This window comes from Pseudonocardia humida, assembly GCF_023898865.1.
GTDB lineage: Bacteria > Actinomycetota > Actinomycetes > Mycobacteriales > Pseudonocardiaceae > Pseudonocardia > Pseudonocardia humida.
Genome location: NZ_JAGSOV010000035.1, coordinates 67,853 through 85,636, shown reverse-complemented (window position 1 = coordinate 85,636; position 17,784 = coordinate 67,853). Strand labels below are relative to the sequence as shown.

Annotated in this window: 16 protein-coding genes; 4 read left to right on the top strand and 12 right to left on the bottom strand. The window is 74.7% G+C overall.

The genetic code is table 11. The features are described from left to right. Positions 1-193: 193 nt before the first annotated feature. The 3 genes from KDL28_RS16185 to KDL28_RS16175 all read right to left on the bottom strand — a co-directional run bounded on the left by KDL28_RS16185 (position 194) and on the right by KDL28_RS16175 (position 2,734). Positions 194-814 (bottom strand): FMN reductase, encoded by a 621-nt coding sequence (locus KDL28_RS16185; protein WP_252439403.1) that lies wholly within the window; start codon positions 812-814, stop codon positions 194-196. After that, on the bottom strand, positions 811-1,905 hold the full coding sequence (locus tag KDL28_RS16180; RefSeq protein ID WP_252439650.1) for an LLM class flavin-dependent oxidoreductase: 1,095 nt from the start codon (positions 1,903-1,905) through the stop codon (positions 811-813). Before KDL28_RS16180 ends, KDL28_RS16185 begins: the two co-directional genes overlap by 4 nt. Before the next feature lie 151 nt (positions 1,906-2,056). Then, complete coding sequence (locus tag KDL28_RS16175; protein ID WP_252439401.1) at positions 2,057-2,734, bottom strand: TetR/AcrR family transcriptional regulator; 678 nt, start codon at positions 2,732-2,734, stop codon at positions 2,057-2,059. A 118-nt stretch (positions 2,735-2,852) separates the two neighbouring features. Between KDL28_RS16175 and KDL28_RS16170 the strand changes: the two genes are divergently transcribed. The 3 genes from KDL28_RS16170 to KDL28_RS16160 are packed head-to-tail and all read left to right on the top strand — an operon-like array spanning position 2,853 to position 6,681. After that, complete coding sequence (locus tag KDL28_RS16170; protein ID WP_252439399.1) at positions 2,853-3,362, top strand: 2Fe-2S iron-sulfur cluster-binding protein; 510 nt, start codon at positions 2,853-2,855, stop codon at positions 3,360-3,362. Further along, a complete protein-coding gene (locus KDL28_RS16165) occupies positions 3,359-4,354 on the top strand; it encodes an FAD binding domain-containing protein (RefSeq protein ID WP_252439397.1) in 996 nt (331 codons plus the stop codon). Before KDL28_RS16170 ends, KDL28_RS16165 begins: the two co-directional genes overlap by 4 nt. Continuing rightward, entirely contained in the window at positions 4,351-6,681 is a 2,331-nt protein-coding gene (locus KDL28_RS16160; protein ID WP_252439395.1) for a xanthine dehydrogenase family protein molybdopterin-binding subunit, read from the top strand. The genes KDL28_RS16165 and KDL28_RS16160 overlap by 4 nt, the downstream gene beginning before the upstream one ends. 80 nt (positions 6,682-6,761) lie before the next feature. On the opposite strand, the gene KDL28_RS16155 is transcribed toward KDL28_RS16160, so the two are convergent. The 8 genes from KDL28_RS16155 to KDL28_RS16120 form a co-directional block, all read right to left on the bottom strand. Then, a complete protein-coding gene (locus KDL28_RS16155; RefSeq protein WP_252439393.1) occupies positions 6,762-7,310 on the bottom strand; it encodes a DM13 domain-containing protein in 549 nt (182 codons plus the stop codon). 182 nt (positions 7,311-7,492) lie between these two features. After that, on the bottom strand, positions 7,493-7,903 hold the full coding sequence (locus KDL28_RS16150) for a DUF4233 domain-containing protein (protein WP_252439391.1): 411 nt from the start codon (positions 7,901-7,903) through the stop codon (positions 7,493-7,495). After that, positions 7,900-9,369, bottom strand: a complete 1,470-nt coding sequence (locus KDL28_RS16145) for a bifunctional folylpolyglutamate synthase/dihydrofolate synthase (protein WP_252439389.1) — start codon at positions 9,367-9,369, stop codon at positions 7,900-7,902. Before KDL28_RS16145 ends, KDL28_RS16150 begins: the two co-directional genes overlap by 4 nt. A 10-nt stretch (positions 9,370-9,379) precedes the next feature. Continuing rightward, entirely contained in the window at positions 9,380-12,022 is a 2,643-nt protein-coding gene (locus tag KDL28_RS16140; RefSeq protein WP_252439387.1) for a valine--tRNA ligase, read from the bottom strand. 41 nt (positions 12,023-12,063) lie between these two features. Beyond that, entirely contained in the window at positions 12,064-12,774 is a 711-nt protein-coding gene (locus KDL28_RS16135; protein WP_252439385.1) for a hypothetical protein, read from the bottom strand. An 86-nt stretch (positions 12,775-12,860) separates the two neighbouring features. Continuing rightward, the gene (locus KDL28_RS16130) at positions 12,861-14,387 is read right to left on the bottom strand and encodes an alkaline phosphatase D family protein (protein ID WP_252439383.1); all 1,527 of its coding nucleotides are present in this window, start codon (positions 14,385-14,387) and stop codon (positions 12,861-12,863) included. Positions 14,388-14,440: 53 nt separating this feature from the next. Beyond that, positions 14,441-15,664: a Cmx/CmrA family chloramphenicol efflux MFS transporter gene (locus tag KDL28_RS16125; protein ID WP_252439381.1), complete on the bottom strand. Its 1,224-nt coding sequence runs from the start codon at positions 15,662-15,664 to the stop codon at positions 14,441-14,443. A gap of 61 nt (positions 15,665-15,725) precedes the next feature. Continuing rightward, positions 15,726-16,217 carry a cupin domain-containing protein gene (locus KDL28_RS16120; RefSeq protein WP_252439379.1) on the bottom strand — a complete coding sequence of 164 codons (492 nt, stop codon included), beginning with the start codon at positions 16,215-16,217 and terminating at the stop codon, positions 15,726-15,728. A gap of 88 nt (positions 16,218-16,305) precedes the next feature. Between KDL28_RS16120 and KDL28_RS16115 the strand changes: the two genes are divergently transcribed. After that, entirely contained in the window at positions 16,306-17,181 is an 876-nt protein-coding gene (locus tag KDL28_RS16115; RefSeq protein WP_252439377.1) for a LysR family transcriptional regulator, read from the top strand. Here the strand turns inward: KDL28_RS16115 and KDL28_RS41525 are convergent. After that, positions 17,144-17,761, bottom strand: a complete 618-nt coding sequence (locus KDL28_RS41525; RefSeq protein ID WP_252439375.1) for a QsdR family transcriptional regulator — start codon at positions 17,759-17,761, stop codon at positions 17,144-17,146. The two genes, KDL28_RS16115 and KDL28_RS41525, sit on opposite strands and share 38 nt — an antisense overlap. Positions 17,762-17,784 lie beyond the last annotated feature (23 nt).

The window sequence follows — 17,784 nt, the reverse complement described above, 5'->3', positions numbered from 1 at the left end:
CGCTCTCCGCACCCACCCCCGGAGCCCCCGTCACCGACGACGACGCGTCGGCCCGCGCGGGCCGGGCGAGGGCCGGTCCTCGCAAGGGGAGTGCGTCCTCGCAGCGCTGGCGGTGTCCGCACAGCCCGCCGACGCGCTGTGCAGACCACCCGCGAGCTGCGAGGTGCCCCGATGGAGACCCCGAACCGGAGCCTCACCGCCCCCCGAGCAGCTCCGCGAACGACACGACCGGGTCGGCGAAGGGGTCGACGACCTCCGGCGCGGGCCGCGCCGCGACGAGCTCGGCCAGCTCCCCCGCCGCCCGGGCGATCCGCTGGTCGAGCGGGGCCACGCCGTCGGCGCCCCCGGCCCAGTCCTCCGGCGCCGCGTAGACCGCGGTCGGGACCACGATCGAGCGCAGGTAGGTGAACAGCGGCCGGACGGCGTGCTCCAGGGCCAGCGAGTGGCGCCCGGTGCCCCCGGTCGCGCCGATCAGCGTCGGCTTGCCGGCCAGCACCCCGTCGTCCAGGCCGTCGAAGAACGTCTTGAACAGCCCGTTGTAGGACCCGGAGAAGATCGGCGTGACGGCGATGACGCCGTCGGCGCCGGTCACGGCCTCGACGGCGGCGCGCAGCCCGGGCGCCGGGAAGCCGGTGAGGACCGCGTCGAGGACCTCGTGGGCGTGCTCGCGCAGCTCGACGACCTCGACGTCGGCGTCGACCCCGCGCTCGCGCAGGGCGGCGACGGTGGCCTCGGTGAGGCGGTCGGCCAGCAGCCGCGTGGACGAGGGGACCCGCACCCCGGCGCTGATCACCGCCAGCTTCCGGGTGGTCATGCCGGCACCTCCTCGCGGGCGACCGCGGCGGCCTTCAGGCTCTCGTGGGTGGGGGCGTCCGGTACGTGGGCAGGCTTGCTCGCGGCGTACTCCCGGCGCAGTTCCGGCAGCACCTCCTCGCCGAACAGGTCCAGCTGCTCCAGCACGGTCTTCAGCGGCAGGCCGGCGTGGTCGACGAGGAACAGCTGGCGCTGGTAGTCGCCGGCCACCTCGCGGAACGACAGGGTCTTGTCGATCACCTGCTGGGGGCTGCCCACGGTCAGCGCGGTCAGGGTGCTGAAGTCCTCCAGCGACGGGCCGTGGCCGTAGACGGGGGCGTTGTCGAAGTAGGGGCGGAACTCGCGCACCGCGTCCTGGGAGTTCCTCCGCATGAAGAACTGCCCGCCCAGCCCGACGATCGCGGTGTCGGCGGGGCCGTGGCCGTAGTGCTCGAAGCGGCGCCGGTAGAGCTGCACCATGCGCCGCACGTGCCCGGCATCCCAGAAGATGTTGTTGTGGAAGAAGCCGTCGCCGTAGTAGGCGGCCTGCTCGGCGATCTCGGGGCTGCGGATCGAGGCGTGCCAGACGAACGGCGGGACGCCGTCGAGCGGGCGCGGGGTGGCGGTGAAGCCCTGCAGCGGCGTGCGGAACCGGCCCTCCCAGTCGACCACGTCCTCGCGCCACAGCCTGCGCAGCAGCGCGTAGTTCTCGACGGCCAGCGCGAGGCCGTCGCGGATGTCCTGGCCGAACCACGGGTAGACCGGGCCGGTGTTGCCGCGGCCCAGCATCAGGTCGACCCGCCCACCGGACAGGTGCTGCAGCATCGCGTAGTCCTCGGCGATCTTCACCGGGTCGTTGGTGGTGATCAGCGTGGTCGCGGTGGACAGCAGCAGCCGCTCGGTGCGGGCCGCGACGTAGCCGAGCAGGGTCGTCGGGGACGACGGCACGAACGGCGGGTTGTGGTGCTCGCCGGTGGCGAAGACGTCGAGCCCGATCTCCTCGGCCTTGAGCGCGATCGCCACCATCGCCTGGATCCGCTCCGCCTCGGTGGGGGTGCGGCCGTCGGTCGGGTCGGGGGTGACGTCCCCGACGGTGAAGACGCCGATCTGCATCTCAGCCTCCGGTAGTTGCATCTGCAATTACTTCGTCGAACGCCGCCCGGTCGTCGTTTATGCCCGGCCGCGGCCGAGGACGGCGGCGACACGACAGGCGGGCGCCCCCCGGTTCGGGCACGGTGGGGGCGTGCCCCGTGGACCCGCCGCGTCAGTCGCCGGTGCGGCGCAGGCCGGTCAGGTAGACGCGGATGAAGCGGGCCACCGACGCGGCGAAGCCCGCCGAGGAGTGCTCGCCCAAGCTGATCGACAGGCCCGGCTCCGCGTAGAGCGCCACCACCACCGGCGGCGGGTGGGCCATCTGCCACAGCCCGGCCGAGACCAGGCCGGTGGCCCCCAGCAGCTCGAAGCAGTTGTCGCGGCTGAGACCGGGCAGCGCCCGGTGCAGCGCGTCGGAGACCGCGCCCGCCGCGCCGGTGGCCGCGACCTTGGACCGGCGCACGGCGTCGAGGGAGACGTTGCGCTCCAGGGTCAGCGAGGCGTGGATGAGCAGCTGGCAGAACAGCGGCCGGTCGGCCAGGGAGCGGGTCAGGACGTCGACCACGCGGTCCTCGTCCGACGGGGCGGCGTCCAGCTCGGCGACGGTGGCGACGGCCCACTCGTTCCACTCGGTCTCGGCCAGCCGCAGGAAGATCTCCTCGCGGGTGCCGAAGTACTTGAGCAGCGCCGACTTGTGCATGCCGACGTCGGCGGCGATCGCGGCCAGGCTGACCGAGCCGACGCCGTCGCGCAGGGCCAACTCGCGCGCGGCGTCCAGGATGGACGCCTCGCGCAGGCGCTTCTGCTCCGGCCGCCGGGCCCGCAGGAAGCCGGCCCCTTCCGTGCTCACGGCACGACCCTAGCTGGTCCGGGCGGAGCAATCGAGATAAGTCGACGTCGTTCTCTTGTTAGGTGAACGGTGTTGCCCTAACGTGGGTGTCCCGAACGACGCGAGAACAGGAGCCACCGTGATCGAGGTGGAACTACGAGTGAACGGGACGGCCCACCGGGTCGAGCTCGATCCGCGGGTCAGCCTGCTCGACGCGCTGCGCGAGCAGCTCGGGCTGACCGGCACCAAGAAGGGCTGCAACCAGGGCGCCTGCGGGGCGTGCACGGTGCTGGTCGACGGCGACCGGATCGCCGCCTGCCTGGCCCTGGCCGTGCAGTACGGCGGCCGCGAGATCACCACCATCGAGGGCGTGGCCCACCCGCTGCAGCGCGCGTTCGTCAGGACCGACGGCCTCCAGTGCGGCTACTGCACCCCCGGGCAGATCTGCTCGGCGCTGGGCATGCTGGCCGAGGCCGACGCGGGCATGCCCAGCGCGGTCACCGAGCACCTCGCCGAGCCCCGGGTAACGCTGAGCTCGGCCGAGGTCCGCGAGCGGATGAGCGGCAACCTCTGCCGCTGCGGCGCCTACAACGGCATCACCGACGCCATCCGCGAGGTCGCCGGAGCCCGGCCGGGGGTCTCGTCGTGAGGCCCTTCGAGTACGTCAGCGCGCCCGACGTGGCCACGGCCGTGCGCGCGATCTCCGACGCGCCGGGGGCCAAGCTGCTCGGCGGCGGCACCAACCTGGTCGACCTCATGCGCCAGGACGTCGAGCGGCCCACCACCGTCGTCGACATCTCCGGCGTGCCGCTGACCGGCGTCGACGAGCTGCCCGACGGCGGGCTGCGGATCGGCGCGCTGGTGCGCAACAGCCGACTGGCCGCGCACCCGGTCGTGCGCGCCCGCTTCCCGGTGCTGGCCCAGGCGTTGCTGTCCGGGGCGTCGGGGCAGCTGCGCAACATGGCCACGGTCGGCGGCAACCTGCTGCAGCGCACCCGCTGCCTGTACTTCGTCGACGCCTCGGCGGCCTGCAACAAGCGCGAGCCCGGCAGCGGCTGCGACGCCGTCGGCGGCTTCCACCGCGGCGGCGCGGTGCTCGGCGCGAGCGAGCACTGCATCGCCACGCACCCCTCGGACATGGCGGTCGCGCTGGCCGCGCTGGACGCCGTGGTCGAGGTGGAGAGCGTGCGCGGCACCCGGCGCGTGCCGCTGGTCGAGCTGCACCGCCTGCCCGGCGACACCCCGCACCGCGAGACCGAGCTGGAGCCCGACGAGCTGATCACCGCCGTCGAGGTGCCCGCGTCGACCGCGGCGGCCACGTCCCGCTACCGCAAGGTCCGCGACCGCGCCTCGTTCGCGTTCGCCCTGGTGTCGGTGGCCGCGGCCATCGACGTGCAGGACGGCGCCGTGGCCGCGGTCCGGATCGCGCTGGGCGGCGTGGCGGCGAAGCCGTGGCGCGCCTACGAGGCCGAACGGGTGCTCACCGGGGCCCGGGCCACCGAGGCGGTCTTCCGCGAGGCGGCCGAGGCCGAGCTGGCCGGGGCGGTCGGGCTGCCCGGCAACGAGTTCAAGATCGAGCTGGCCCGGCGCACGATCGTGGCGACGCTGCGGCAGCTGCGCGTCGAGGGAGGTGCGGCGTGACGCAGGCACCCGAGCGGGTCAGCCCACCCGTCGAACCTCCGGTGGTGGACTCCGGCCCGGTGGTCGGGCGTCCGGTCGACCGGGTCGACGGCACCGCCAAGACCTCCGGACAGGCCCGGTACTCGGCCGAGTTCCCCTACCCCGACATCACGCACGCCGCCCTGGTGCACGCCGACGTCGCCCGGGGCCGGATCACCACCATCGACTCCGCCGACGCCGAGGCCGTCGACGGCGTGCTGGCCGTGATCACCCACCGGAACGCGCCGAAGATGGCCGAGGCGCCGAAGGTCAGCCTGCTCGACCTCAGCACGATGGCGGCCGGCACGCGGGTCAACTACCTCAACACCGACGAGGTCCACTGGAACGGCCAGCCGGTCGCGGTGGTCGTCGCCGAGACGCTGGACGCGGCGCACGCGGCCGCCCGGCTGGTGCGCGTGCAGTACGAGGCCCTGCCCGCGGTCACCGACTTCGCCGCCGCGCAGGGCGACACGAAGCCGGCCAAGGGCGGCATGATGGGCGCGGGCGAGGCGAAGAAGGGCGACGCCGAGGCCGCGCTGGCCACGGCCCCCGTCTCGGTCGACGCCACGTACACGACCCCGCCGCAAAACCACAACGCCATCGAGCCGCACGCCACCACGGCCTTCTGGGACGGCGACGAGCTCACGGTGCACGACGCGACCCAGAGCATCGACTGGGTGCGCAAGCACCTGGCCATCCGGTTCAAGGTGCCCGCGGCCGGCATCCGGGTCGTGGCCACCTACGTCGGCGGCGGGTTCGGCGGCAAGGGCTCGGTCTGGGCGGGCACCTTGCTGGCCGTGCTCGCGGCCCGGGTCACCAAGCGCCCGGTGCGGATGGCGCTCACCCGGGAGGCCGTGTTCCGCACGGTCGGCGGGCGCGCCCCGACCGTGCAGCGGGTGGCGCTGGGCGCGGGGCACGACGGCCTGCTCACGGCCCTGGTGCACACCGGCGTCAGTGCCGTCGGCCGCACGGGCGGCAACGCGGAGCCGGTGGGCTCGCAGTCCCAGCACCTCTACGCCGCCCGAAGCGTCCTGATCCAGCACCGCACCACCGAGCTGGACATGCTGCCCAACACGTTCATGCGGGCCCCCGGCGAGGCCGTCGGCTCGTTCGCGCTGGAGTCCGCGGTCGACGAGCTGGCCGTGGAGCTGGCCATCGACCCGGTCGAGCTGCGCACGCGCAACGAGCCCGAGCGCAGCCCGACCGACGGCAAGCGGTTCTCCCGGCAGAACCTGGCCCGGGTCTACGCCGACGGCGCGGAGCGGTTCGGCTGGGCCGCGCGCGATCCGAAGCCCCGGTCGATGCGCGACGGGCGCCGCCTGCTGGGCTGGGGCGTGGCCACGGCGTTCCACATGCCGATCCAGCTGCCCGCGGACGTCTCGGTGCGGCTCTCGGCCGACGGTACGGTGCTGGTGCGCTCCTCGTTCCACGAGATCGGGGTGGGCGCGGCGACCGCGCAGGCGCAGATCACCGCGGACGCGCTGGGCGTGCCGCTGGACGCGGTGACGGTCGAGCACGGCGACTCCGACCAGCCGCCCGCGCCGATGGCCGGTGGCTCGGGGCAGACCGCGAGCCTGGCCGCCGCGGTGCTGCAGGCCTGCGACCGGATCAAGCGCGAGGCGCTCGCCCTGGCAGGCAAGGCGCCCGGCTCGCCGCTGCACGGGCTGCGCCCCGCCGACCTGCGGGCCACCGGCGGTGGCCTGTTCCGGGCCGACGTCCCGGCCGGGGCCGAGCACGCGGGCGAGACCTACGCCGACATCCTGGCCCGCGCCGGGCGCGACCACCTGGAGGCGCGCACCGGCTCGGACAACCGGTTCCGCTCGGCCGTGGGGCAGGCCCGGTTCATGGCCGGCTTCCTGAACGACCGCCGCAAGTGGGTGCGCGCCGCGATCGGCGCGCACTTCTGCGAGGTCGCGGTCGACGAGGACACCGGCGAGGTGCGGGTGACGCGCTGGGTCGGCGTGTTCGACGTCGGGCGCGTGGTCAACGCGAAGACGGCGGCCAGCCAGCTGCGCGGCGGAGTCGTCATGGGCATCGGCGCGGCGCTGGGCGAGGAGACGCTGCTCGACCCGCGCACCGGCCGGATCATGAACCCGGGCCTGGGCGAGTACCACCTCCCGGTGCACGCCGACGTGCCGCGCATCGACGTCTCCTACCTCGACGAGCCCGATCCCACCGCCCCGCTGGGCATCCTCGGGATCGGCGAGGTGAGCATCGTCGGTGTGGCGGCGGCGGTGGCCAACGCCGTGCACCACGCCACCGGGGTGCGGGTGCGCGACCTGCCCGTCACCCTCGACCGCCTGCTCTGACCCGATCGGTCGGTCCCCCGGCGCCGGGCCCTCGCGTCACTCCCCGCGGGACGGGGGCGGGGTACCGGCGCTGGGGTCGGTCAGGCCGGGGTCAGCACGGCCGCGCCGAAGGAGACGTCGAACCGGTCGCACCAGATGCTGACGCTGGTCAGCCCGGTGAGGTCGGCGTCGGCGGGGACCGGGTAGTTGGCGCTGCCGATGTTGCCCTTGAGGTCGCCCAGGTCGACGTGGCGGCCGTCGTCGAAGACGTGCCAGCCGTCGCGGCCCTCGATGACCGGCTGGTCGGTCAGCCACACCTTGAGCAGCGGGCCGTTGCTGGTGTCCAGGTCCTGCACGCGCAGCACCTTCGAGCCGTCGGGCAGCTGCAGCAGCTGGACGGTCCCGGTCGTCGCGTGCTCGTGGGTGATCAGCTCGCCGGTGGCCAGCACCGTGGGCCCGACGGGCGCCGCGGGGGCGTCCGCCGCGGCCGGAGCGGCGGCCACCGGGGCGGCCTCGGCGACGGTCTGGTCGACGAACAGCTTCCAGGGCTGGAACAGGTAGAGCCCCACCCCGACCGCCACGACGAGCACGGCGAGCACGGCGATGACGGTGGGGCGGCGCAGGAGGCGGCGCGGTGCGGCGGTGGCCATGGCGGAAGCATGCCGGGTTCGTCCCGCTCTCGGCTCTCCGTTGTCTTACCGAACTCGGACACCAGGCCCCTCTCCGATGACCGACGACCCCGCGACATGAACCTGGTGGGGCTGATCCGGGCCCGTGACCCCCATGAGGTTCATGTCGCGCGAGGGCCCGGGCCGTCGAGGGGCCGATCGCGTCAGGAGCCGTCGGGGTCGGTCCCGGCGCGCTGCTGGGAGGGCAGCTCGCCGCGGGCCATCCGGGCCTGCACGTCGCGGCGCATCCACAGGATGCCGCCCCAGACCACCGCGAACACGACGCCCATCACGGCCAGGGCGGGCAGCAGCACCAGTCCGACGACGATCGTGGCGACCTGCAGGCCGAGGGCGAGCCCGAGCCCCCACGGGCGGCGCTGCAGCCCGGCGGCCACCACCATGAGCACGGTCAGGCCGGTGATCAGGGTGATGGCGATCGAGTTGGTGCCCGGGTCGTCCTTGGGCAGCACCAGCATCGACAGCGCCACCGCGATCGACTCCAGGACCAGGATCGCCGCGTACACGCCGCGCAGGCCCTTCAGGGGGTCGGGCGGCGCGGGAGCGGGATCGCTCACTCCGGTTCCTTCCCGAACAGCGCGCGCGTCTCCCCCGCCGTGACCACCGAGCCGGTGACGACGACGCCGACGCCGGACTCGCCGCCCTCCTCGGCCAGCTCGCTCGCCTGCTCCAGCGCGGCGCGGAGCACCGGCTCCACGCTCACCCGCCCGGCCCCGAACACCTCGGCGGCCAGCGCGCCCAGCTCGTCGGCGTCCATGGCGCGCGGCGAGGAGTTGGCGGTGACCACGACCTCCTGCAGGACCGGCTCCAGCTCGGCCAGGATGCCCCGGGCGTCCTTCTCGCGCATGACCCCGAGCACGCCGACCAGCCGGGCGAAGCGGAACTCGGTGGTCAGCGCGGCGGCCAGGGCGCGGGCGCCGGCCGGGTTGTGGGCGGCGTCGGCGAGCACCGTCGGCACGCCCTGCCCGGCGGCGAGGCGCTCCAGCCTGCCCGGCGAGGTGACCCGGGCGAACGCCGCGCGCACGGCGTCGGGGTCGAGCGGCTGCCGGGGCCCGGCCCCGACCAGCGCCTCGGCGGCGGCCAGCGCCAGCGCGGCGTTGCCCGCCTGGTGCTCGCCGTGCAGCGGCAGGAAGATCTCGTCGATCCGCCCGCCCAGGCCCTGCAGCACCAGCCGCTGCCCGCCGATCGCGACCTCCCGGTCGACGACGCCGAACTCGGCGCCCTCCCGGGCGACCTGCGCGTCGACCTCGGCGCAGTGCTCCAGCAGCACCTCGGCGACGGCCTTGTCCTGGGCGGCCAGCACGGCCACCGCGCCGGGCTTGATGATGCCGGCCTTCTCCCGGGCGATGCCGAGCACGTCGGTGCCCAGGTACTCGGCGTGGTCGAGGCCGATCGGGGTGATCACCGCGACGGTGCCGTCGACGACGTTGGTGGCGTCCCAGCGACCCCCGAGCCCGACCTCCACGATCCCCGCCTCGACGGGCGCGTCGGCGAACGCGGCGAAGCCCATCGCGGTGAGGATCTCGAACTTCGACAGCGCCACCGGCCCGCGGGCGTCGACCATGTCGACGAACGGCGCCACGTCGCGGAAGACCTCGACGTAGCGCTCCGGCGCGATCGGCCGGTTGTCGACGTTGATCCGCTCGGTGGCGCGCTGCAGGTGCGGGCTGGTGTAGCGGCCGGTGCGCAGCCCGATCTCGCTGAGCAGCGCGTCGACCATGCGCGCGGTGGAGGTCTTGCCGTTGGTGCCGGTCAGGTGCACGACGGGGTAGCCGCGGTGCGGCTCGCCGAGCAGGTCGACCAGCGTGGCGATCCGGTCGAGCGAGGGCTGCATGACCGTCTCGGGCCAGCGCCGGTCGAGCTCGGCCTCCACGGCCAGGAACTCGGCGAACCCGGCCGCGGTCGACTGCGCGGGGACGACGTCCGGGGTGTCGCCACCCCGGATCGCCTCCAGCACGTGCGCGATGACGCCGTCCTCGACGGTGTCGCGCTCGCCGTCCCCGGTCCCGCCGGCGGAACTCATGATCCTGCGCTCATGACTGCGGCAGCGCTCCCAGCCGGCTCGTGATCCGCTCGATGTCGGCCGCGGCGGTCGCCCGCCGCGCCCGGATGCCCTCGACGACCTCGGCCGGTGCCTTCTCCACGAACTTCGGGTTGCCCAGCTTCTTGTCGGCCTGGTCGAGCTCCTTCTGCGCGGCGGTGAGGTCGCGGCCGAGCCGGGCGCGCTCGGCGGCCACGTCGATGGCCCCCGAGGTGTCGAGCTCGACGTGGACCGTGCCGCCGGGCAGCGCGATCTCCAGGGTGGCGGTCGGGGTGAAGTCGGGCGACTCCGCGAGGTCCAACCGGTTCAGCGCGGCCACCGCACCGCGGTGCCCGCCCAGGCCCGTCCCGTCGAGGCCGCCGAGCCGGGCCGCGACGCGGCGGGCGTCGGGGACGCGCTGCTCGGTGCGGAACCGGCGGATCTCGGTGACCACCTTCTGCAGGTCGGTGACCCGCCCGGCGGCCGCGGCGTCGACCGGCGAGCCCGCCTCGGCGGGCCACGGCGCGACGACGACCGACTCGCCCCCGGTGAGCGCCTGCCACAGCGCCTCGGTCAGGAACGGGCTGACCGGGTGCAGCAGCCGGAGCAGGACGTCGAAGGTGTGCCCGAGGACCGCACGGGTGCCGTCGGCGCGGGACTCGTCGCGCAGCTGGACCTTGGCCAGCTCGACGTACCAGTCGCAGAGCTCGTCCCAGGTGAAGTGGTAGAGCGCCTCGACGGCCTTGGCGTACTGGAAGTCCTCCAGCAGCGCGTCGACGTCCGCCGCGACCTCGTTGAGGCGCCCGAGGATCCACGCGTCGGCGTCGGTGGGCTCGCTCGGCAGCGGCAGCGCCGGGTCGGCCCCGTTGGCCAGCGCGAACCGGGTGGCGTTCCACAGCTTGGTGCCGAAGTTGCGGGAGGCCTGGACGGCGGCCTCGCCGACCGGGGCGTCGGTGCCCGGGTTGGCCGAGCGGGCCAGGGTGAACCGGACGGCGTCGGTGCCGTAGGCGTCCATCCACTGGATCGGGTCGACCGTGTTGCCCGCCGACTTCGACATCTTCTTGCCGCGCTCGTCGCGGACCATGCCGTGCAGCGCGATCGTGTGGAACGGGATCGACTGCTCGGGGCCGCGGTCCGCCATCGCGTACAGCCCGAACATCATCATCCGGGCGACCCAGAAGAACAGGATGTCGTAGCCGGTGACCAGGACCGACGTCGGGTAGAAGCGGTCGAGGTCGGCGGTCTGCTCGGGCCAGCCCAGCGTGGAGAACGGCCACTGCCCGGAGGAGAACCAGGTGTCGAGGACGTCCTCGTCCTGGGTCCAGCCGGCGGGCGGCTGCTCGTCGGGGCCGAGGCAGACCTGCTCGGAGCCGTCGGGCGAGTACCAGACCGGGATGCGGTGGCCCCACCACAGCTGCCGGGAGATGCACCAGTCGTGCATGTTGTCGACCCAGGCGAAGTAGCGCGGCTCCATCTCCTTCGGGTGGACCGCGACCCGCCCGTCGCGGACGGCGTCGCCGGCGGCCTGCGCGAGCGGCCCGACCTTGACGAACCACTGCAGCGACAGCCGCGGCTCGATCGGCTCCTGCGGGCCGCGGCTGGAGTGGCCGACCGAGTGCAGGTAGGGGCGCTTCTCGGCGACGATGCGACCCTGCGCGGCGAGCGCCTCGCGGACCGCGACCCTGGCCTCGAACCGGTCCATGCCGTCGAACTCGGTGCCGGTCCCGGTGATCCGCCCGGACTCGTCCATGATCGTCGGCATCGGCAGGCCGTGCCGGCGGCCGATCTCGAAGTCGTTCGGGTCGTGCGCCGGGGTGACCTTGACGGCCCCGGTGCCGAACTCCGGGTCGACGTGCTCGTCGGCCAGGATCGGGATCGTGCGGCCGACCAGCGGCAGCTCGATCTGCGTGCCGATCAGGTGGGCGTAGCGCTCGTCGTCGGGGTGGACCACGACGGCCGTGTCGCCCAGCATCGTCTCGACCCGCGTGGTCGCGACGACGATCGCGTCGTCGCCGTCGCCGTAGCGGATGGAGACGAGCTCGCCCTCGACCTCGACGTGGTTGACCTCGATGTCGGACAGGACGCTGCGCAGCGCAGGCGACCAGTTGACCATCCGCTCGGCGCGGTAGATCAGGCCGTCGTCGTAGAGCTTCTTGAACATCGTGAGCACGGCGTGGTTGGCGCCCTCGTCCATGGTGAAGCGCTCGCGGGTCCAGTCGACGCTGTCGCCCAGGCGGCGCATCTGGGACAGGATCGACCCGCCGTGCTCGGCCTTCCACTGCCAGGTGCGCTCGATGAACGCCTCGCGGCCCAGCTCGCGGCGGCTGGTGCCCTCCTCGGCCAGCGCCTTCTCGACCAGCGCGTGGACGGCGATGGAGGCGTGGTCCATGCCGGGCAGCCACAGCGCGTCGTAGCCCTGCATGCGCCGGCGGCGGACCAGGACGTCGATCAGCGTGTGCTCGAACGCGTGCCCGATGTGCAGGCTGCCGGTGACGTTCGGCGGCGGGATGACGATGCAGAACGGGGGCTTGTCGCCCTTGCCCTCGGGGGTGAAGTACCCGGCCTCGACCCACCGCTGGTACATGCCGGCCTCTACCTCGCCCGGGATCCACTGGGCGGGCAGGTCGGCTGTACGCGGGGGGAGGGTTTCGGTCACCTGTCAAGTCTACGAGCCGCCGTCGACCCGCTTCCCGCACCCTATTCGGGCAGCAGGACGGCGTGCAGGTGGTCGAAGCCCAGCAGGGGGCGCAAGGCGCGGCGGGCGATGAGCGCGGGGTCGACCGCGCGGACCTGGGCGCTGGTGGGCTCGTAGACGCGCCAGGTGCCGTCATGGCGGCTCAGGGCCATGCAGTAGTGCCGCGGGACGAACGCCCCGACCAGCAGCGGCACCGGCCGCCCCGAGGACAGTGCCGCCTCGACCTCGACGACCACGGCGGCGACGTCGGCGGCGGAGGCGTCGTCGACCAGCCGCACCCGGTAGGGCCCGGCGGCCGGGGCGTGCTCGCGCAGCCAGCGGGTCATCCCCCACGGCGAGGTGCCCAGCGCCCGCGGCCAGAACCGGGTCGACTCGGCGTGCACCTGCTTCTGGCGGGCGTCCCAGCGGGCCCCGAACCCGGCCGCGACGCCGGCCCCGGCCCCCGCGGCGACCGCGCCGGTCTCGCCGTCGAGGTGGGCCACCTCGGCCGGGTCGGCCCACGCCGACAGGGCCACCAGCACCGCGCTCCCGCACGTCGTGCCGTCGACCTGGTCGAGCCGGGCGCCGCCGCGGCGCTGCTCGCCGAGGCGGTCGGTCAGCAGCGGGCGCCTGCCCCCGGTGAGCGGGCTGACCGCCGCGCCCGCGGCCGGCGCGCCCCGCCCGCGCGAGACCAGGACCTGGACCGCGCGCGCGAGCCCGCACACCGTTCGCATGCCCCGATCCTCCCCCTCCGCGCGGCGGCGCGCACTCCGCTCGACGGGCGCCCCCTGCTGCCCCGAGCTCCCCGCGCTCCCCGCGTTCAACGGGCGGGGGTGAGCGCGGTGGACCAGAGCGCGGAGCCGTACTGATCGCGCAGCGTCACCCGCAGCTCCTCGCCGCCCGGGGCCACCTCGACCTCGCCGAAGTGCTGGAAGCCGTCCAGCGGGGAGCTGCCCGGGTCGACGGGCGCGTGCACGAACACCTGCTCGGGCCCGAACGTCGGGTCGAGCGCGGCCGGGGTGAACGCCCCGGCGTTCAACGGGCCGGACACGAACTCCCAGAACTCGTCGAACCCGGTGAACGCGGCCCGCTCGGGCGAGTAGTGGTGCGCCGAGGTGTAGTGCACGTCCGCGGCGAGCCAGACGACGTTGCGCACCCGGCGGTCGCGCAGGCCGCCCAGCAGTCCGGCCATCTCGGTCTCCCGCCCCAGCGGCGCGCCGCCCGCGGCGTTGGAGACCGAGTCCCAGCCGACGTCGGTGCCGCCGACCACCCGCCCGATGGGCAGGTCAGCGGCGACGATCTTCCAGGTGGCCCGGGACGCGGCCAGCCCGTCGAGCAGCCAGCGGGCCTGCCGCGGCCCCAGCAGCGCCCCGGACGGCCCGAGGTTGGGCCCGTTGGGGTCGCGGTGGCTGCGCATGTCGAGGACGAAGACCTCGACGTGCGGGCCCTGGCGAAGGCTGCGGAACACCCGGCCGTCGACGGCGCGCCGCCGGTCGAGCGGTACCCACTCGTGGAAGGCCCGGTAGGCCCGCGCGGCCAGGACGTCGGTCCGGCGCTCGGTGTAGCGGTCGTCGTCCAGGATCCCGCCGGGGTACCAGTTGTCGTGCACCTCGTGGTCGTCCCACTGGTTGACCTGCGCGACCCCGGCGGTGAAGGCGCGCAGGTGCTCGTCGGTGCGGTTGTAGGCGAAGGCGCCGCGGTACTCGGCCAGGGTCTCGGCGGGCTTCACCTTGGCCTCGCTCACGACGTTGCGCCAGACGCGGCCGTCGGGCAGGACGACGGTCGCGTCGAGGGTGCCGTCGGCGTAGACGGTGTCGCCGCTGCAGAGGAAGAAGTCGGGGTCGCGGGCGGCCATCGCGGCGAACACGCGCATGCCGCCGATGTCGGGGTTGATCCCGAAGCCCTGTCCGACGATGTCGCCCGACCAGAGGAACCGGACGGGCTCGTCGGGCCCGGGCGGGAGGCGGAACGACCCGGTGACCGGCGCGCTCGTCGTGCGCAGGTCGAGGTCCTCCGCGCTGACCCGGTAGTGCGCGGTGCGGCCGCCTGCCGGCACGCGCAGGCGGCCGGTGAAGTCGGTGTCGGGGGTGAGGACCGGGCCCGTCAGCCGCAGGGCCCCGCGGAAGTCGGGGCGGTCCGACACCTCCACGACCATCCGCGACGGCCGGTCGGCCCGCGCCCACACCAGCCCGGAGCCGGGCAGCACGTCGCCGGACTGCACGCCGTGGGTGATCACCGGGCGGTCGCTGCGCAGCAGCGGGGTCGCCGCGGGCGAGGCCAGCGCGGCCAGGCCGCTCACCGCGGCGGCGCGCAGCAGCGTGCGGCGCGGGACGCGGGCGGACGGCACCCCCCAGGTCTACCCCGGGAGGCGGCGCACGGCCCGGTGGTCGTCGCAGGACGTCACGGCGTCCGGGCGGCGGCCGCGCCCGGCCGCGCCCGGCGGGCGTCGCGGGCGTCCAGGGACCAGGACGTGAACCCCGCCGCGATGGCTCCCACGGCCAGCACGACCCCCACCCATGCCGTGGCGGCGTAGCCCCAGCCCGTGCTGATCACCAGGCCGCCCAGTGCGGGCCCGACGGTGTTGCCGACGTTGAACGCCGAGGTCGTGGTCGCGCTGGCCAGCGTGGGTGCGGCCCCGGCCAGCTCGTACACCCGGGCGTTCAGCGGCGCGGCCACCAGGAACGACACCACCCCGAGCAGCACCACCAGCACCACGGCGGGGACCGGCCACGCGGCCAGCACCCCGATCAGCCCGATGACCACGGTCATGGCGACCAGTGACCCGAACAGCACGCTCCAGGGGTGCGCGTCGGCGAGCCTGCCGCCGACGGTGATGCCGACGAAGCAGCCGATGCCGTTGCCCAGCAGGATCAGCGGCACCCACCGCGCCTCGATGCCGGCGACGTCGGTGAGCAGCGGGGCGACGTAGCTGAAGACCCCGATCGTGGCCGCGGCGTGCAGCGCGATGGTGCCCAGCGCGAGCCAGAGCCTGCCCTGCCGGAACACCGCGAACTCGGCGGCCAGACCGCTGGAGGGGGCGCCGGAGGTGCCCTCGCGCACCATCGCCAGCACGCCCGCGAGCCCGATCGCGGCGACCGCGCCGACCGCCCAGAACGCCGCCCGCCACCCCCACAGCTGGCCGATGAACGTGCCCACCGGGACCCCGACGATGTTGGCCAGGGTGAGCCCGGCCAGCAGCACCGACAGCGCGCGGGCCCGGTCCTGGGGGCCCACCACCGACACCGTGACCACCGCGGAGACCACCCAGAACGTGGCCGTGGCCACCGCGGTGACGACCCGGGCCACCAGCAGCAGCGGGTAGTCGTCGGCGAGCGCGGCGAGGAAGCTCCCCGCGGCGAACACGACCAGCGCGGCGATCATGGTGATCCGCCGGGGCAGGCGCAGCGTCAGCACCGCCATCACCGGCGCCCCCACGATCATGCCGAGGGCGAAGGCGGAGATCAGGTAGCCGGCCTGCGGGATGCTGACGCGCAGGTCGGTCGCGATCTCGGGGAGCAGGCCGATGATGATGAACTCGCTGGTGCCGATGGCGAAGATGCTCAGCGCCAGCACCGGCACGACCGCCGGGACGCGGTCGCGCCCGCGCCGCTCCTGCTCGACCATCGGGTCCCCCTCGCTCGCCGGCCGTCGGCAACGCTACGAACGGGCGGCCGGCGGGGCACCCTCAATTCGCGTCGGCTCCGTCACGCCCGGCCCACGCCGGGCTGTCGACGTAGTGGTTGTCGAAGCGGTCCTGCGAGGCCCCGACCTGCGTCCACTCGGCCTGGCCGCGGTGGACCCGGTCGAGCAGCCGGTAGTACTCGGCCCGCTCCCGCGCCGGGGCCAGCACGAACAGCACCTCGGCGTCGTGGCCGGGGGCCGCCTCGAAGGCGTGCGGCACCCCGGCCGGGACGACCAGCAGGTCGCCGGCGCGCAGCACGGTCACCTCCTCGCCGAGCAGGACGCGCAGGGCGCCGCCGAGCACCAGGAACAGCTCGCTCGCCTCGTGGTGGGTGTGCGGTGGGGCGCCCACGGCGCCGGCGCGGAAGGTGGACCGGTGCGCCGAGAGCGCGCCGCCGGTGTCGGCGGCGTCGGCCAGCAGGGTGATGGTGCCGCCCGGGTCGCCGTCGAGGACCTCGGCGTCGGCCGCGCGGACCAGGTGCGTCGTGTTCGTCATGAGCACGACGATCGTCCGGTCGGGCCCGGCGATCACCGTCCGATCCGGCCCCGATCGATAACCTGTGCATTATCGACGGAGGTGACGGGTGGAGCGGCGCGACATCGAGGTCTTCCTGGCCCTGGCCGAGGAGCTGCACTTCGGCCGCACGGCCGAGCGGCTGCACGTCTCCCAGGCCCGGGTGAGCCAGACGATCGCCGCGCTGGAGCGCCGGTTCGGGGCGGCGCTGTTCGCCCGCAGCAGCCGCCGGGTGGCGCTCACGCCGCTGGGCGCCCGCCTGCGCGACGACCTCGCCCCGGCGTTCGCCCGGATCGAGGGGGCCGTGGCCCGCGCGGTCGCGGCGGGCCGCGGGCTCGACGGCGAGCTGCCGGTGGCGTTCGAGGCGCCCGGGGTGGCCGATCTGATCCGCCCGCTGCTCGAGGCCTACCGCACGCCCGACCGGTCGGTCGCGGTCCGCGAGGCCGACTTCACCGACGTGTTCGCCTCGCTGCGCGCCGGTGAGGTCGACGCGCTGGTCACCCTGCTGCCGGTGGCCGAGCCCGACCTGGTGGTCGGCCCGGAGCTGCTGGTGGAGCCGATGGTGCTGGCCGTGGCCACCGGGCACCCGTTCGCCCGGCGCGACCACGTCACCCTCGACGACCTCGCCCGCGACACCGTCCTGCGCGCCGCCCGTCCCGCCCCGGCCTACTGGCGCGACCCGCCGGCGCCCTGGACGACCGCCCGCGGCGCACCCATCACCCGCGGCCCGACCTTCGCCACGTTCCAGGAACTGCTCGCCGCGGTCGCCGCCGGCACCGGCGTCTGCCCGCTGGCCGCGCACGCCGCCGACTACTTCACCCGGCCCACCGTGCGGTTCGTCCCGTTCCGGGACGCGCCCCCGGTCGCCTGGGCGCTGGTCTGGCGGGCCGGCGGCGCGACGGCACGGGTCACGGCGCTGGCGGCGCTGGCGGCAGCAGCGCCCTGACCACCCGGGTGGCCCGCTCGGGGTCCGGCCGCTCGCCGGTGATCAGCCCGATGTAGACGTGCGACTCCATGATCCGCACGACGGCGAAGGCCAGGTCGTCGGCGGGGACGTCGGTGCGCAGGCAGCCACGCTCCAGGTCGTCGGTGATGAGACCGTGCGCCAGTCCCACCAGCCGGGCCTGGTAGTCGCTGGCCTTCGTGGTCAGCAGCCGCAGCGCGAGCTCACCCTCGGACTCGATGAACTGCTGCATGCCGCGGTTGCCGATGACGGCGTGCAGCAGGCTCTCGACGATCCGGGCGGCGCGACCACCGGGCGGGCCGTCGTCCTCGGCGATGACGCGGTCGGCGGTGCGCCGCATCAGGTACCAGATGACCTCGACGAGCAGCTTGTCCCGCGAGCCGACCCAGCGGTACAGCGTGGCCCGGTTGACCCCCAGCTCGCGGGCCAGCACGCCCATGTCGATCCGGCAGCCCTTCAGGAAGGCGCGCCGGGCCAGGGCGAACGCGTCCAGCGCGGTGGGCCGGGCCGGCGCGGCGCCGGCGAGCTGGCGCTGCAGCGGCGTGGCCTCGCTGCGCGTCACGAGTGGTTCACCTCCGGTGGTGG

What these genes read in the sequence shown, in the direction of transcription:
- KDL28_RS16185 (WP_252439403.1), bottom strand. Translation starts at nt 814, where the DNA reads ATGACCACCCGGAAGCTGGCGGTGATCAGCGCCGGGGTGCGGGTCCCC.
- KDL28_RS16180 (WP_252439650.1), bottom strand. Translation starts at nt 1,905, where the DNA reads ATGCAGATCGGCGTCTTCACCGTCGGGGACGTCACCCCCGACCCGACC.
- KDL28_RS16155 (WP_252439393.1), bottom strand. Translation starts at nt 7,310, where the DNA reads ATGGCCACCGCCGCACCGCGCCGCCTCCTGCGCCGCCCCACCGTCATC.
- KDL28_RS16145 (WP_252439389.1), bottom strand. Translation starts at nt 9,369, where the DNA reads ATGAGTTCCGCCGGCGGGACCGGGGACGGCGAGCGCGACACCGTCGAG.
- KDL28_RS16135 (WP_252439385.1), bottom strand. Translation starts at nt 12,774, where the DNA reads ATGCGAACGGTGTGCGGGCTCGCGCGCGCGGTCCAGGTCCTGGTCTCG.
- KDL28_RS16125 (WP_252439381.1), bottom strand. Translation starts at nt 15,664, where the DNA reads ATGGTCGAGCAGGAGCGGCGCGGGCGCGACCGCGTCCCGGCGGTCGTG.
- KDL28_RS16120 (WP_252439379.1), bottom strand. Translation starts at nt 16,217, where the DNA reads ATGACGAACACGACGCACCTGGTCCGCGCGGCCGACGCCGAGGTCCTC.